The 13,381-nt window shown below is 62.2% G+C and carries 13 protein-coding genes; 7 read left to right on the top strand and 6 right to left on the bottom strand.

Annotation, left to right across the window (positions count from 1 at the left end):
• Positions 1 to 4: 4 nt before the first annotated feature.
• Positions 5 to 1,663 carry a sodium:solute symporter family protein gene (locus tag FM104_RS00585; protein ID WP_087129565.1) on the bottom strand — a complete coding sequence of 553 codons (1,659 nt, stop codon included), beginning with the start codon at positions 1,661 to 1,663 and terminating at the stop codon, positions 5 to 7.
• A 477-nt stretch (positions 1,664 to 2,140) separates the two neighbouring features.
• On the opposite strand from FM104_RS00585, the gene FM104_RS00580 reads away from it, so the two are divergent.
• The 4 genes from FM104_RS00580 to FM104_RS16615 all read left to right on the top strand — a co-directional run bounded on the left by FM104_RS00580 (position 2,141) and on the right by FM104_RS16615 (position 4,519).
• Complete coding sequence (locus FM104_RS00580) at positions 2,141 to 2,737, top strand: isochorismatase family protein (RefSeq protein WP_087129564.1); 597 nt, start codon at positions 2,141 to 2,143, stop codon at positions 2,735 to 2,737.
• Positions 2,734 to 3,279 (top strand): DUF1697 domain-containing protein, encoded by a 546-nt coding sequence (locus tag FM104_RS00575; protein WP_087129508.1) that lies wholly within the window; start codon positions 2,734 to 2,736, stop codon positions 3,277 to 3,279. Before FM104_RS00580 ends, FM104_RS00575 begins: the two co-directional genes overlap by 4 nt.
• Before the next feature lie 40 nt (positions 3,280 to 3,319).
• Positions 3,320 to 3,979 (top strand): IMPACT family protein, encoded by a 660-nt coding sequence (locus tag FM104_RS00570; RefSeq protein WP_087129507.1) that lies wholly within the window; start codon positions 3,320 to 3,322, stop codon positions 3,977 to 3,979.
• A gap of 282 nt (positions 3,980 to 4,261) precedes the next feature.
• A complete protein-coding gene (locus FM104_RS16615; protein ID WP_218778532.1) occupies positions 4,262 to 4,519 on the top strand; it encodes a helix-turn-helix domain-containing protein in 258 nt (85 codons plus the stop codon).
• On the opposite strand, the gene FM104_RS00560 is transcribed toward FM104_RS16615, so the two are convergent.
• From FM104_RS00560 to FM104_RS00550, 3 genes are read right to left on the bottom strand one after another with little or no spacing between them, the layout of a single operon-like run.
• The gene (locus tag FM104_RS00560; protein ID WP_087129505.1) at positions 4,516 to 6,261 is read right to left on the bottom strand and encodes an ABC-three component system protein; all 1,746 of its coding nucleotides are present in this window, start codon (positions 6,259 to 6,261) and stop codon (positions 4,516 to 4,518) included. The two genes, FM104_RS16615 and FM104_RS00560, sit on opposite strands and share 4 nt — an antisense overlap.
• A complete protein-coding gene (locus FM104_RS00555; protein ID WP_218778531.1) occupies positions 6,251 to 6,460 on the bottom strand; it encodes an ABC-three component system middle component 6 in 210 nt (69 codons plus the stop codon). The genes FM104_RS00560 and FM104_RS00555 overlap by 11 nt, the downstream gene beginning before the upstream one ends.
• A 25-nt stretch (positions 6,461 to 6,485) precedes the next feature.
• Positions 6,486 to 7,445 (bottom strand): ABC-three component system protein, encoded by a 960-nt coding sequence (locus tag FM104_RS00550; RefSeq protein ID WP_373407822.1) that lies wholly within the window; start codon positions 7,443 to 7,445, stop codon positions 6,486 to 6,488.
• A 148-nt stretch (positions 7,446 to 7,593) separates the two neighbouring features.
• Between FM104_RS00550 and FM104_RS00545 the strand changes: the two genes are divergently transcribed.
• Positions 7,594 to 8,583, top strand: coding sequence for a DNA-processing protein DprA (locus FM104_RS00545; protein ID WP_087129502.1), 990 nt, complete (start codon positions 7,594 to 7,596; stop codon positions 8,581 to 8,583).
• Between the two features lie 73 nt (positions 8,584 to 8,656).
• On the opposite strand, the gene FM104_RS00540 is transcribed toward FM104_RS00545, so the two are convergent.
• Positions 8,657 to 9,043, bottom strand: coding sequence for a sulfate permease (locus FM104_RS00540; protein ID WP_087129501.1), 387 nt, complete (start codon positions 9,041 to 9,043; stop codon positions 8,657 to 8,659).
• A 189-nt stretch (positions 9,044 to 9,232) separates the two neighbouring features.
• On the opposite strand from FM104_RS00540, the gene FM104_RS00535 reads away from it, so the two are divergent.
• The gene (locus FM104_RS00535) at positions 9,233 to 10,486 is read left to right on the top strand and encodes an AlbA family DNA-binding domain-containing protein (RefSeq protein WP_087129500.1); all 1,254 of its coding nucleotides are present in this window, start codon (positions 9,233 to 9,235) and stop codon (positions 10,484 to 10,486) included.
• 76 nt (positions 10,487 to 10,562) lie between these two features.
• Here the strand turns inward: FM104_RS00535 and FM104_RS16610 are convergent, their stop codons facing one another.
• The gene (locus tag FM104_RS16610; protein WP_218778530.1) at positions 10,563 to 11,711 is read right to left on the bottom strand and encodes a hypothetical protein; all 1,149 of its coding nucleotides are present in this window, start codon (positions 11,709 to 11,711) and stop codon (positions 10,563 to 10,565) included.
• Positions 11,712 to 12,031: 320 nt separating this feature from the next.
• On the opposite strand from FM104_RS16610, the gene FM104_RS00525 reads away from it, so the two are divergent.
• Positions 12,032 to 13,327, top strand: coding sequence for a hypothetical protein (locus FM104_RS00525; RefSeq protein WP_143738219.1), 1,296 nt, complete (start codon positions 12,032 to 12,034; stop codon positions 13,325 to 13,327).
• Positions 13,328 to 13,381: the final 54 nt, after the last annotated feature.

The following is a 13,381-nucleotide window of genomic DNA, read 5'->3' as shown; positions in this document are numbered from 1 at the left end:
AGCCTCAGCGGCTCGTGCTCTCGGAATCGGACTCGGACTCCAGTGCGGCCAGGTCGGCGTCGAGGTCCTGATCGGTTTCGACATCGAAGTTGCCCGTCCGCTCCGCGATGACCGCGAAGTCGAAGTCCTCCTTCTTGCTCGGCAGTGTCAGCGCCACACAGACGATCGTCGAGACCGCGTAGGCGACCAGCGAACCGGACAGCACTGGGTAGGTGTGCAGGAAACCGATCGAGAACGGTGCCGCAGCAACAATCGCCACAGTGCCGACGATCAGCGCGACACGCTTGCCGAAGAAACCGAACGCCATCAGCCCCAGCACCACGCCGATGCCGATGGTCGACAGCACATCCGAGATGACGGCGATCGGACCGGTGAGTGCGATCCATTCGAAGCGCACCGGCAGGAACGCCGCCAGGGCGACGACCACTGAGACCGAGAATGCCAGGTTGGTCACGCGCTTCCAGTAGAAGCTCGCGATCACCGGGAACACCAGCGCACCCCACAGGGCGCCGACGAAGACCAGAAGGTCGAGGATGTTCAGGTGCGAACCGGCGAAGAACAGCCCGGCTACCATCGCGACGATCATCGTGATGCGACCGATCAGCACCATCGTGCGCGGGTTCGCCTTCTTCTTGCCGGCGATGTTCTGTCCGTAGATGTCGGCCATCACGATCGAGGACAACGCTGTGAGGTCAGCGTCCGCCGTCGATGACAGCGAGCCGATGATCATCACGAAGAATACGCACAGCAGCAGCGGCGACAGGTAGGTAGCGGCCATTTGCGGGATCAGGTTGTTGACGTCGCCGCCGGTCGGAGTGATGCCGGCGTACAGGGCGATGACTCCCAGCATCCCGATTCCGATGATCGTCGCGCCGTAACCGAACGTGGCGGTGATGAACGTCTTCTTGATCAGGTCCTGTCGCACCGCGAACAGGCGCTGAGCGATCGTCTGGTTTCCGATGGCGTAGGCCAGCACCGCGGCGATGTAGGGAGCGCCCTGGTTGAAGAAGGCGTCGGAGGAGAAGAAGTCAGCCTGCTGCGGCGTGACGTGAACGGCCCCGGTCTCGAACAGGCTCGGCCCGCCGGCGGCGAAGAAGACCACCGGGATGATCACGATCACCGCGCCCAGCATCAGACACACCTGCGCGAAGTCGGTGAGCACCGACGCGCGGAAGCCCGACCACAGGGTGTACAGCAGCACGCCTGCGCCGATCGCGAGGATGCCCTGCGTGAAGGTGAAGGGCGACAGCATCGAGATCAGTGCGCCGCCGGCGATGAGGTTCGAGGTGAGGCTGATGACGCTGCCGAGCACGTTGGAGCCGGCGAGCATGAGCTGACTGGAGCGGCCGTGCCGGGCGAACATTACCTCGGCGATGGTGTGCGCGTTGGGCGCGACCTTGCGGATGCGCTTGCCGAACGGGTAGATCAGCAGGATCATCAGTGCACCCCAGAGCCCGTAGTGGATGGGCCCGGAGATGCCGTAGGTGTATCCCGATGTCGCGGACGCGTACATCGACGACGCCCAGATCCAGGTGGCGGTCATCGAAGCCGCCGAGATGCCGAATCCGATGCGGCCGCCTGCGGTCATGTAGCCGTCGGCGTTCTCCTTCCGCTTGCGGATGCGCAAGGACATGTACAGGCTGCCACCGAAGAACAGCAGCATGAGCAGGATGACGACAGGTCCTGCGAGGGTTTGCAGATTTTCCACGTTCTTCTCTCTGGGTTGAAGGGGCCGGGAGATTCCGGCTCGGACGCAGAGAGAGCGCTAACGGGTGGGCAGAGTGGCCTTGAGTGGGCCGGAAGTCATCGTCAGGTCGGGGGCGGGGGATGCGGCGGGTGGCAGTACGCGGGCCGGCATTCGGTTCCTTCCGTCAGTGGGCACGCGCGCAGCTGTCCCTCTCGCCGAGGAGGTGACGCGCACATGCACGGACAGCACAGCGGTCCGTACGAAGCCGGAAGGAAAACAGGCGTTGCCTCACGACAAGGCGCAGTCATGGCGCGCCTGCAAGAGGGGTTTTCGGCCCCGGGCGGGCGCACGCTCGCGAACGACGGCAACGCTGCGAGCGCGTCCGGCTCGCCTTTCAAAGGTAACAAGCCCCGTGGGCAAGTCAAATGCGACGGAACTGCGTACGCTCGAATCATGACCAGAGCGCTTCTGATTGTCGACGTCCAGAATGACTTCACGGAGGGCGGCGCGCTCGCCGTAGCGGGCGGAGATGCGGTGGCATCCGCTGTCTCTCAGTTGCTCGCCGAGCATGCCGACGACTACGGGGTCATCCTCGCCTCTCGGGACTGGCATGACGGCGACGGCGACAACGGCGGGCACTTCTCGCCTGCTCCTGACTACGTCGATTCCTGGCCGGTGCACTGCGTCGAGGGCACTGTGGGGGCGGACTACGACCCGCTGCTGGTCACGGATGCCATCACCCACCATGTGCGCAAGGGGCAGGGGATCCCGGCGTATTCGATGTTCGAAGGTACAGCCGAAGACGGCACGACGGCGGGAGAAATCCTCTCGGCCCACGGAGTGACGGATGCGGATATCGTCGGCATCGCGACCGACCACTGCGTGCGGGCATCGGGGCTCGACGCGATCGCGCACGGTGTGCATCTGCGCGTTCTCACGGATCTTGTCGCGGGTGTCGGCGAGGAGTCCAGCCAGGCCGCGCTCGCCGAGCTCGCGCATGCGGGCGCAGCTCTCATCGAGAGCGCGGAGGCGTTCGGCAGCACGGTATGACCGAAAGCGGGGTGCTGCTGCTTCGTGCGGTCAACGTCGGTGGCGCAAACCGTGTGCCGATGGCGGAATTGCGGATGCTGCTCGGCGACCGCACCGCGCTGACCGGTGTGTCGACGTACATCGCCAGTGGCAACATCCTCTGCGATCTTCCGGACGATCGGGCGGCTCTCTGCGCGGAGGTGCGCGCGCTGATCTCCGAGCGGTTCGGCGTGGATACGCCCGTGATCCTCCGCACGCACAGCCAACTCAGCATTCTGGCCGGCCAGAACCCCTTTCCGGACGCACCTCTCGACAAGATGGTGCACGTGATGTTCCTCGACGGCGACGCATCACCGCAGGCAGTCGACCAGCTGACCGAACGGCTGCAGCCGGGGGAGCGCATCGCTCTGCTTGGCCGCGACCTCTGGATCGATTACGGCGCCGGGGGCGTGGCCGGCACGAAGCTGACGAAGTCGGTGCTCGATCGAGCGCTCGGCGTCGCCGGAACAGCACGCAACCTCCGCACAGTTCGCACGCTCACCGAGCTCACCGCGCCAGGCTGAGCCCGGGCTGGCATCGGTGGGGCTCCCGTAGCCTGGGACCATGTCCGACCCGTCGCATCCGCTGCCGGCGACGATCGCCGTCCCGGTCGATCATGAACTCGTGATCAAGAAGTCGCGCTTTCTGGCCCACGTCGCGCCGGTATTGTCTTCGGAGCACGCGGACGAGGTGATCGCCGAGGTGAAGAAGCGATTCTGGGATGCCGGGCACAACTGCAGCGCCCAGGTGACGGGGCTGCGCGGCGACCGAGCACGGTCGTCGGATGATGGTGAGCCCTCCGGAACCGCGGGCATCCCGATGCTCGAGGTGCTGCGCCGCCGCGAGCTCAGCGATGTCGTGGCGGTGGTGACAAGATACTTCGGCGGCATCAAACTCGGTGCGGGGGGCTTGGTGCGCGCCTACTCCTCAGCGGTCTCAGAGGCACTAGACCTCGCCGCGCTCGTAGACAGGAAGACCCTCGTGCAGATCATCGTGCCCGTGGCGCACGCTGATGCCGGCAGGTTCGATAATCTGCTGCGCGACTGGGTGGGCCGCCATGATGCGGTGCTCGGCGAGACAAGCTACGCGGCGGAAGCGCGCTTCGAAGCGTGGGTTTCCGCCGACGCGAGGGAGGCCCTGATGAGCGAGATCGCCGCAGCCAGCGGCGGTGCGGTTGCTGCTGAGGCGACCGGTGTCGAGCGCGTCATCGACGTGCCGCGCTGACAGTTGATCGCTGTACAACGACGCATCGGGCCGCAGACGAAGCGTCTGCGACCCGATGCGTGTTCGGTGGACCTCAGTAGGCACTTCTCAAACCCTAGCAAGCCGCTGAAATCGTTGATCTGCCGTGTTCTCAGGGGCTCTGGGCCGCGTGGGCTTCGTTCGCGTGGGGCACGGCCGGTCGATTCCCGCGGTCCAGTTGTAGAAAATTCGCGTCAGTGTCAAACCCGTTTGAGTGCCTCGAATCGAGCCGACCTCATTGCCGCCTATGCATCAGGTACGCCGGTGAGTGAGTTGGCCTCCCGTTTCCGTGTTCATCGTTCGACCGTGTGGCAGATGGCGTTCCAGGCAGGTCTCGTCGCACGTCGCCCTGAATTGGGCGATGAGGTTCGAGCGGAAGCGGCGCGGCTCTATGAGAGTGGGCTCACGCTTGTTCAGGTGGCTGAACGCCTCGGAATCAGCGACGAGGGTGTCCGTGCCGCGGTGGTCTCGCAGGGCGGCACGATCCGTCCGCGAGGCCGACGCCGGCTCATGGTTGGTTAGGCGAATCGGAAGCCGAAGAGCCCTCCGGCATCTGTCTCGTCTGTGAGCCGGGTTTCGAGTATGTATGGCGCGGCGTCGAAGGCACCGTCGCTTTGAGCCTCGACAGTCGCGAGGAAGTCGGAGTTGAGGGTCACGATGTATTGGAAGCCGTGTTCCTCGGCGAGTCTTGCTCCGATGTTCAGACACGAGGCAACCTGGCGTCCGTCGATCGCATCGAAGAGATGGCTGTCGTGCACGAGTATTCGAGGTGCTCGCCCTAGCTTGATTGCTGCTATTTCACAGACCACATCGAGCATGAAGGTTTCAACGCTTCGTACGCCGGTACTTGCGTCCCCTGAGATACGTGGTTCCACGCTGAGGATGCCCTTAGCAGTCGGTGAAACGAGGAGGGATGCTTCGCGATCGGTGTAAATCTCGGCGCCCAACTCACCGAACAAAGCGATCGACTCGTCGAGTTTGTCGTCTCGTTCGTTTAGCTCGGTGCGAACCGAAGCTACGAGCTCTGCGGTTCGCAGCTTGATTGTGTCGTTGATGGTACTAATTGAGCTCGCAGCTTCAAGTCTTCGTTCCAAGTCTGCGACGTCGGCTTCCTGCTTAGCGAGGTCGCGTTGGATGCTCAGAAAAGTGTCGAGAGCAACAGTCTCGTTGAGTAGCTGCATGATCTGCGATCGTTGGTCGTCCAACGCTCGGCGTTCCGCATCAAGGGCGTCGAGCCGTGCCTGCACTGCGCTGAGTTCCTGTTCCAGGAAGGACCGCCGGTTGCGAACTACTGACTCGTGGAAAGCTGTGACCTCGTCGTAGCGTCTGCTTACGGTGTCGGGGAGCACAAGGCCGATCTCCGCGTAGACACGGGAAAGCCTCGCCGTCAGGTCGTTGCTCTGGGAGGTGCTGACCTCATCGTGCAGAGCTTCGTCAATCTCACGGGATCGACGTTGAAGGGCAAGGGCTTCGTCGTTGAGTCTCTGTATCGAGGCACTCAATTGGTCGGCTGCCTGTTGATGGTCCGAGTATTGGTCATCGACTTTGAACGACCGCAGGTCGCCTTGCGTACGATCCCGTAGCCGTCGGGCTGTTGCAAGTTGCGCGCGAAGTGCTGGCTCGTCGAGTGATAGGTGGGCGATTGCGCCTTCTCGGACCGCCGCGCGGATCGCTTTGCCTTGCTTTGTGAGGCGATCGAGGTCTCCGGCCTTGCCTAATATCTCTGGGGACAGCCCCAGCATGAAGCCGATCTTCACGCCGGACTCCCAATCAGCTTCGGATTGGTGGCCCTTTATGGGGTTGCCGAAGTGCGTCCGGATGAGGTGTCCCCAGAGTTGACCGGCCGTCGGACGGTTTGCGTCCGCTGGAATGCGAAACACATGGCGAGTCAGCAATTCACGCCAGTCATCCACGTGTAGGTCGGTGGCGCCATCTGTCGCAGTCCAGCCGGATACGCGGACACGCGTTGTCGGCGAGACGGAGCGTGTAACGGTAACCGTTTCCTCTTCCCCGCCGACGGGCGAAGGGAGGTTGAGAGTCGCGGTGAACTTGTGGGCCGACAACTCAGGTGCCTTGAACTCGGATGACAGGTCGCCTCCGAGGATGTATCGAAGAATCTTGACGAAACTCGTCTTACCGATGCTGTTTCGACTATCGCCTTGCGCCGATGCCTCCGTGCGGTCGGCGACGAGAATGTTCAGGCCCTCGCGAAAGCGAAGGGACTTGAAGTTTGAGTCGGAAGAGGTGAGGGCGTCAAGAAACATGCGCTCGCCGGATGTAGCCGCTGTCGGATGTATCCACCAGTCTCATCGCGTAAAGAGCAGCCAACGCGAGCGAGAACCAGTCAAAGGTAATTCGGCGGGACTTGGCTGCTGAACGCTGCCGGGCGTTGTATCTCTCCCAAAGAGCTGACACGGAGGTCGGTTCACGGAGCTCTTCAAGAATCTCCGAGCCGATCGTCATGAGGGCCCGTTCGGAGGACACTCCTTTAGTGGGCAAGAGCATTGGGTACCTCCGTCCCTGAGGTGATCTCCTCCGCCAGTGGCGTCTCGAAGATATGGCAGGAATCGAAGAAGTAGGAGACGACGGCGAATGCGGCGTTGGCGCGCTTCCCGTCCATCCGAAAATTAGCACCGGCGACTGACACGTAAAGTCGCTCGAGAATTTCCGCAGGCACAGCTGTGACCGCTCGGGCTTCAAGATACAGTGACCGAAATTTGTCTCCATGGACGTCATAGAGACCGGGGTCTGATGACTCTTCGTACCAGCGATCAATACGGGGGGCTAGCAGTCTCCCAGCATTGAACTCAAGGCGGCTCGCTTCCGGAAGTTCGTTGAAATCCATCTTGCTTGCCGGAACGGGCAGCACATCCGCTCCCATTTCGATAGCCGCACCGGTTGTGCCAAGAGCATCTAGCAGCGGGAGTAAGTCTGCAAGTTCTACGTTCTCTGCCCCAGGCGCACCGGGGAAGAGCTCATTGAGGATGGCAACATCCAAGGTGCCCACCACTTGGCCCCAGAGATCTTCCGAACTGACGATGCGGATCGTCAACGGGCGCTCGCTGGTTAGCCCATGAGTTTGCTGAAGCCCCGTCACGACCTTCAAAGATTCTGGGCCGACGGGCGCATTCGTCACAAACTTCCAGGTGTGGAAGCTGTCCCACTGCGCGAGTCCGCGAGTGAAGTCTGAGCCAATCTTTGCGGCCAACTCGCGTTCAGCGCTACGGGCTGGTCGCTGACCGTAACAGGCATAGAAGATAGTTCCACTAAGGGCCAGCCCGTCACAGCCGCCATCTCCAAGCGTTCCAGATGGAGCTGGATTCACATAGTCGTCGTGGAAGAGGCCCAGCACCTTAGCGACGTAGTCCTCAAACATGGCACCGGATTTGAAGCATTCCTGCTGATGACGGAAGTGATACCAGTCGCGCCAATTCGGCGTAAGTAGCATCGTCACCCCCGTTGCGGACAGAATCGACCGTCGGAGGTCGCCTCTCCCAAGGCTACCGTCCAACCAGCAGCGCCCCTTGCATCCTCCCGCGAGCGGCGGCGTCTTGACGTGCACCTTCTCGATGACCGCCGATCGAGAGGAGCCGGAGATGGTCAGGATTGCTCAGGGTGGCTGGGACGAGCGAACCGCTCGGATGCTGCTGGCGGTGTTGTCGGAGCCCGGCGATTCGGTGACGGGTCGGATGCTTGACCGGCTGGGTGGTGTTGAAACGGTTGGGCTCCTTGATCGTGAGGATGCTGCGCCCGGTGTTGGGTCTGTGGAGACGCAGGTGTGGCGGAAGCGATTGCTGACGCGGACTACTGAGGGTCTGCGAGAGAAGGTTGCTTCGTTCGAAGGGCTGGGCTACGGCACGGTGATTCCTGGGGATGAGAACTGGCCGGCGGCGCTGGAGGACCTCCACGAGCGTGCCCCGTATGTGCTGTGGACGTCGGGAGCAGCGTCGTTCCTCTCCCGGCCGAGCGAGGATCTGGTAACCATTACGGGTGCGCGTGCCTCGACGGGCTACGGCGAGCACGTTGCCAGTGAGCTCGCATCGGATATGAGTGATGGGGGCAGGATTGTCGTCTCGGGCGGGGCGTATGGCATCGAGAATGCTGCCCACCGTTCGGTGCTCGCCGCAGGCGGTGACACGATCGCGGTCCTAGCCTCTGGTGCGGATCGGAGCTATCCGCAGGGCCAGAAGGATCTCCTGGATCGTGTTCGCGGGGTGGGCCTGGTGGTGAGCGAGTTGCCGCCGGGAACGACGCCGACGAAGTGGCGTTTTCTCGCGCGGAATCGTCTGCTGGCCGCGTTGTCGTCGGCGACGGTTGTCGTCGAGGCCGGGTATCGCTCAGGATCACTCAACGTCGCCGGCCACGCAGAGGCATTAGGTCGTGCGGTCGGTGCGGTACCAGGACCAGTGACGAGCGTGAGCAGCGCGGGCACGCATCGCCTGATTCGTGACGGCATCGCCAAGATCATCACAGACGGCGAGGACGTTAGAGCGATGATCAAACATCACGCTGAGGTGCCTGTGGTGGAGAAGTCGTTTGAACGAGAGGCGGCTCGTCGTAGCCAGCCTCCGCACCGTTCGCTCTGACAGACAGATGAGGGCGGGATCCCGAGTCGTTCAGGAACCCACCCTCATCTGTGTCCGAAGGCCGTCGAGGTGTTCAGTGCATGACACCCGCCGGCTGGTATTCGACTGGTTGGGGTTCAGTTGCGGCGGCTTGTGCTCGACGTGCCTGTCTGCGCTGGACTGCTTCGTGGATACGGACCCGAGCGAGCAGGATGACGCTGACGGGTCCCATGATGAGGAACTTCAGCGCGTTCCAGATGAACAGGATCACGAGGATGTTCAGCCAGCCCGGTCCGCCGTCTTTGATGAGGTTGGTGCAGATGCTCGCAGCGAGGAGATATGGGCCGATTAGGAGCATCGCGGGGACACCCCACTTGAGACCTCGCCGGGTGCGGATCGCGTCGAGGAGCCGGTTCGTCGGCATGTAGCGGCGCAGGAAATAGCGGGTGTGGACGCTTGCTGCCCAGAGCAGTCGGATCATGACGTTGGCCTCTCTCATCGCACGACAATGCTGACGAGACAGTGCGTGGAGAGTGACCCAAGAGCCTGCCCGAAGGACGTCATATCAAGGAGAAATCTGCCTCGTCTGCTACTTTACGCCTTGCCTGGGTGAGTCGGAAGAGCCATCTGCGCTGCTCTCTGTGTCAGCGACCATCTCTAGGCTTGCAGCATGACCTTCACCGCACTTCATCGCGCCGTGGGCGCCGCTCCGGGACCGTTGACTGACGAGATCCTTGATGCGGCCGTTGCCGCTGGTGTAGCAGAGACGGACGACTTGGACTGGAAGTCGGAGCTGCCGCCAGCGAAGGGGTTGCCACAGACGGACTTCCCCAAGGACGTTGCGGCGATGGCCAATAGCGGCGGCGGAGTTATCGTCTACGGGGTACGGGAGACGCAGAAGGCTGCGACTGAGCGCGTCGACGTCGGCGAGCTGGATGAAGCGTACGAACGGTCCTTGCGAAGCGCGGCCATCACTGCGATCTCTCCGCCGGTGTTCGGGCTGAACGTGCATCGGATCGGAGTCGAGGGTAACCGTGCCGTTGTCGTAGAGATCCCGGCCAGCGTCGATGGGCCACATCTGATCTACAAGAACGACTACTTCGCCGCGCCGGTGCGGAACGATTCCGACACGGTGTGGATGAAGGAGCGGCAGATCGAGGCGATGTATCGAGCTCGTTTCGAGGAGCGCCGCCACGCAACTGAGGCGTTAGATGCACTGTTCGATGAAGCCGCGGCAGGCAGGGATTCCGGCAAGCGCGCCTGGCTGGTCGCAGTCGCTCACCCTCGCATCCCTCGCTTCCACGATCGACTCACACGCGACGAGGCTCGCGGAGTGCTGACCAAAACCGTGGGGCTGGCCCTGACCTACGCGGGACGCGGAGGTGTTCACCCGCTCGAGAACGTCGACCGCGACAATCCCCGCCCCGGATTGCGCCGCTGGGTGGCGGTGAACACGGCAGCCAGCGAACGTTCGCTCTGGAAGGAGGCTTGGATGAGCCTTCACCATGATGGCTCGGTGACGGTCGCCGCTGCTGTGGGCGGGCATCGTATGAGCAGCGACGGATTCTTCGACGGCTGGCAGGTCGAGTCTGCCGCCATCGAGTGCGCCATCGCGGATCTGATGGCGCTCGCGCGCACCGCGGCGGAAGCAACTGACAACGAGGAGTACGACCTGCGGGTTGGCATCGAGTGGACCGGCGAGCAGCCGTTGACGATCCTGACGAAGGACAACATGGGCTTCACCTACGACGGTGTGTCGATCCCTCTTCATCACTTCACGCCAGTCGAAACCACGGTGAACGTGGCAGAGCCAGCTCTGGACTACTACTGGCACGTTCATGACCTCGCCCAGGACTGCGTGAATCAGGGCGGCATCTCAAACGTGCAGATGATTCAGCCCCCAGCGCGCGATCAGTCGGCATAACCTCTGGGTTCCTACGAGCACCGCACCGAGCCAACTCGCTTCGGCTCGGTGCGGTGAGTAGATTCCATCATCGCCGTTAGAGCGTGCCACTCATGGCCGCGGGTTCCAGCGCCCAGTCCCGTATGCCCCTACCTTCGGCGAAGTGCCACTCTGCACGGCACTTGTCACAGGCAATGCGCACGTCGTGCTCCCGGAAACCCGGCACATTGTCGTGCTCTTCGACGATCGTCCCGTCACCGCAGGGGCACCGGAATTCAATGCGCTCTGTGGTCCCGGCGCCTGCGCCCCATCCGCCGTGGTCATGCGTGTCTCCGCCGAGCCGTTCAGTACGGATAGGGGTTGGTGATGGCGCTGTCCGCATCCACTCTGTGATCGCGACGACCACCGCATCGTAGGCCTCAGACGAGTGCGATACCTCGTGAAAGATCGACAGCATCTCGGCAGGGGTGCGTGCGATGCCGTGGTCACTGCCTCGGACGCCGGCGGAGTAGTCGCCCGCGAGATCGCCCACGGCATCGTCCCGACTGACCTGCATGATCAGCCAATCGTGGAAAGGGGCCGGCTCCTCAACGAGGGTCGGCCGGACCCAATCATTCGAGATGAGCTCGCCCGCCGCTGCCCGCGCAAGCGCGCTCTGGAGATGTGCGTATCCAGCGGGACGGTAGTGCTCCCCGTGTGGTCTGGTTTGCTCAGAGCCCACCATCCGACGAACATAGTTGTGCTCGCGCTCCAATACTCCGATCAGGAGATTCGGCCCGTCGCCTCCTGGGTCGGCAACCGGGAGTCCCAACGCTGCCGCTGCCCAGATCAGCCGGCCGTTGGACACATAGGAGCAATGCGGGCTAAGGAACCACTCCGCGGTGTGCTTCAAGGAGTAGCTGCCTACCTCTGGCGACACCGCGTCCGAGATGGGCGTGTACATCCGGAGCAAGTCCGAGATGAGGGCGAGCTCGATGAAGTCGGTCTCGCCGTTGAAGTTCCACAGCGCTTCCGAGCGGTAGCCGTTCTCGCCGAGCATGGGGTTGCCGCCGCGTCCGCCGATCAGTTCGTGATCGTTGAGAGTAGCGATCAGTCGCCGCGCGCTGACTCGTTTACCGAGGAGCCCCTGCGCCAATGGGGAACTCATCTGCCGCAGGGCAGCGGTGTACTTCGTGCCGGTGAAGTCGGCCCAGGCGCGTGCATCCTGCTGGAGCTCACGATTCTGGCTGTGGTTGCTGGAGGTCATCTCAATCTCAGTTCCGGGCTATGCAACCCACGCGTGCCAGCCCTGTGACATGAGAGAGATCTCGATCCAGGTACTGCTTCTCTGGATCAGCAACCGTTGTCCTCAGCGTCTTCGTCGCGTGGGGACTCAGACTCGGAGAGAGGCAGTCCAGACTGCCCACAGTGAGTCTAGCTGGGAAGAATCCACCCGTCCACAGCGTGCTGAATGAGCTGGTCTGCTGAACTTGCTCGGGCGCATCAGCGATGTAGCCACTCTCACCGTGCCCGTTGAATCTCGGCAGATCGTTCGCGTTTGCTGGTCGCTTACGGGACGATTGGATCGTGACCAATGCTGAACCTGCGATGACGGCGCTTGAGGGCCTGAAGGAGCTCTTGCGTGAGCGGATTGCCACGCAGTATCTCGATTCTCCCGACTTCAACGGAGTGGCCGCTGCTCCGCTCATGGACGTGGCGGCGAAGCTCTCCGTGGACTCTGAGGTAGCACTCGCTGAACTCGTAGCGGACGGCGCGGTCTATGCCAACTTCGGGCATGAGATGGTCAACCCGCACATCCTCGGATTCCCGCATCAGTCGGCCGCCGACAACCTTGCGGAGGTTCAACGGCGCGGCGGAGTCCGCTCGGCTGTCCTTTATCCAACTAAGGGCACCCTCGCGGCCATGTCAGCCGGTGAGCGTTATCCGAGTGCTCCTTACTCGGCAGCTCTCGCCCTTGGCCATGCCCAGCTTGAGTCGATTTTCTTCCGCGCTGACGTACTCGGCCGATACCGCGATGATCCGCGCTACGACTACACCCTGGACATCGGTGGTGAGATTAGGGCTCGAGAGGGCACTCCGCTCGACACCTATTTAACGACCTTCAGTATCGGATTCGATGGTGACACGACCAGCGACGAGATTGTCGTCGGTGTACCCCTTAGATACCTTCATGACCTTTCGCCTACTGAGCAGTCGTATTGGAAGTCATTCGAGCACGAGCGCCAAGACTGGGTCCTTCACCCTGATTGGGTACGTCCGCATCTCATGGGCGAGTTCCCAGAGCGCGTCAGCCCATACACGGCGATCCTCATGGAGATGAGCCTAGTCAACGAGATTTGCGATGTGATCGGCTACCCGACGCTCTTTCGGACCCTCTACGAGGACCCCAATCGTCCTACGGACTACGGCTACCTAATTCGCCCTACAAAGCGCGAGCTATCCACCTTCATCGAGCAACTCAACAAGCTACTGATTGATAACCTCGACCAGAAATTCTTCCGCCAGGCCAAGATTCCCCTCACAGAGGAAAGGCAAGACGGCGACGGCAACATCTACCAGGGCCAGCGTGGCACGATGAATATGCTCATCGAATGGATGGATCGTACTGTCACGCACGATCCCGAGGGTATGGTGCAATCCGCCGCAGCCATCCTCAAGGAAATTCGCCGAGCACGATCCAAAACAGCCCACAAGTTGCATGAGAACGAATACGACTCGTCAATGTGGACAGATCAGCGACACCTAGTTGTCGAGGCGTACCTCGCCGTGCGAACCGTGCGGCAGCTCCTCCAGTCACATCCGAAAGCATCAGCGGTCAAGGTTTCCGAAGAACTCGACGAAGCCAAAGTCTGGCCATTTTAGAAATTCGCCGGACCGACCCGGCTTGAGGCGCGCCCCTCCAACACCTGAACGAGG

This window comes from Microbacterium esteraromaticum, assembly GCF_900163815.1.
Lineage (GTDB): Bacteria > Actinomycetota > Actinomycetes > Actinomycetales > Microbacteriaceae > Microbacterium > Microbacterium esteraromaticum_B.
This window is presented reverse-complemented; position numbering and strand designations above follow the sequence as displayed.

Bases quoted from the DNA above. Each gene is read 5' to 3' on its own strand.
- FM104_RS00540 (WP_087129501.1), bottom strand. From the start codon at position 9,043: ATGATCCGACTGCTCTGGGCAGCAAGCGTCCACACCCGCTATTTCCTG.
- FM104_RS00550 (WP_373407822.1), bottom strand. From the start codon at position 7,445: ATGCTACTTACGCCGAATTGGCGCGACTGGTATCACTTCCGTCATCAG.
- FM104_RS00535 (WP_087129500.1), top strand. From the start codon at position 9,233: ATGACCTTCACCGCACTTCATCGCGCCGTGGGCGCCGCTCCGGGACCG.
- FM104_RS00585 (WP_087129565.1), bottom strand. From the start codon at position 1,663: ATGCTGCTGTTCTTCGGTGGCAGCCTGTACATGTCCTTGCGCATCCGC.
- FM104_RS16610 (WP_218778530.1), bottom strand. From the start codon at position 11,711: ATGACCTCCAGCAACCACAGCCAGAATCGTGAGCTCCAGCAGGATGCA.
- FM104_RS00570 (WP_087129507.1), top strand. From the start codon at position 3,320: ATGTCCGACCCGTCGCATCCGCTGCCGGCGACGATCGCCGTCCCGGTC.
- FM104_RS00580 (WP_087129564.1), top strand. From the start codon at position 2,141: ATGACCAGAGCGCTTCTGATTGTCGACGTCCAGAATGACTTCACGGAG.
- FM104_RS00545 (WP_087129502.1), top strand. From the start codon at position 7,594: ATGGTCAGGATTGCTCAGGGTGGCTGGGACGAGCGAACCGCTCGGATG.
- FM104_RS00560 (WP_087129505.1), bottom strand. From the start codon at position 6,261: ATGTTTCTTGACGCCCTCACCTCTTCCGACTCAAACTTCAAGTCCCTT.
- FM104_RS00575 (WP_087129508.1), top strand. From the start codon at position 2,734: ATGACCGAAAGCGGGGTGCTGCTGCTTCGTGCGGTCAACGTCGGTGGC.
- FM104_RS00555 (WP_218778531.1), bottom strand. From the start codon at position 6,460: ATGACGATCGGCTCGGAGATTCTTGAAGAGCTCCGTGAACCGACCTCC.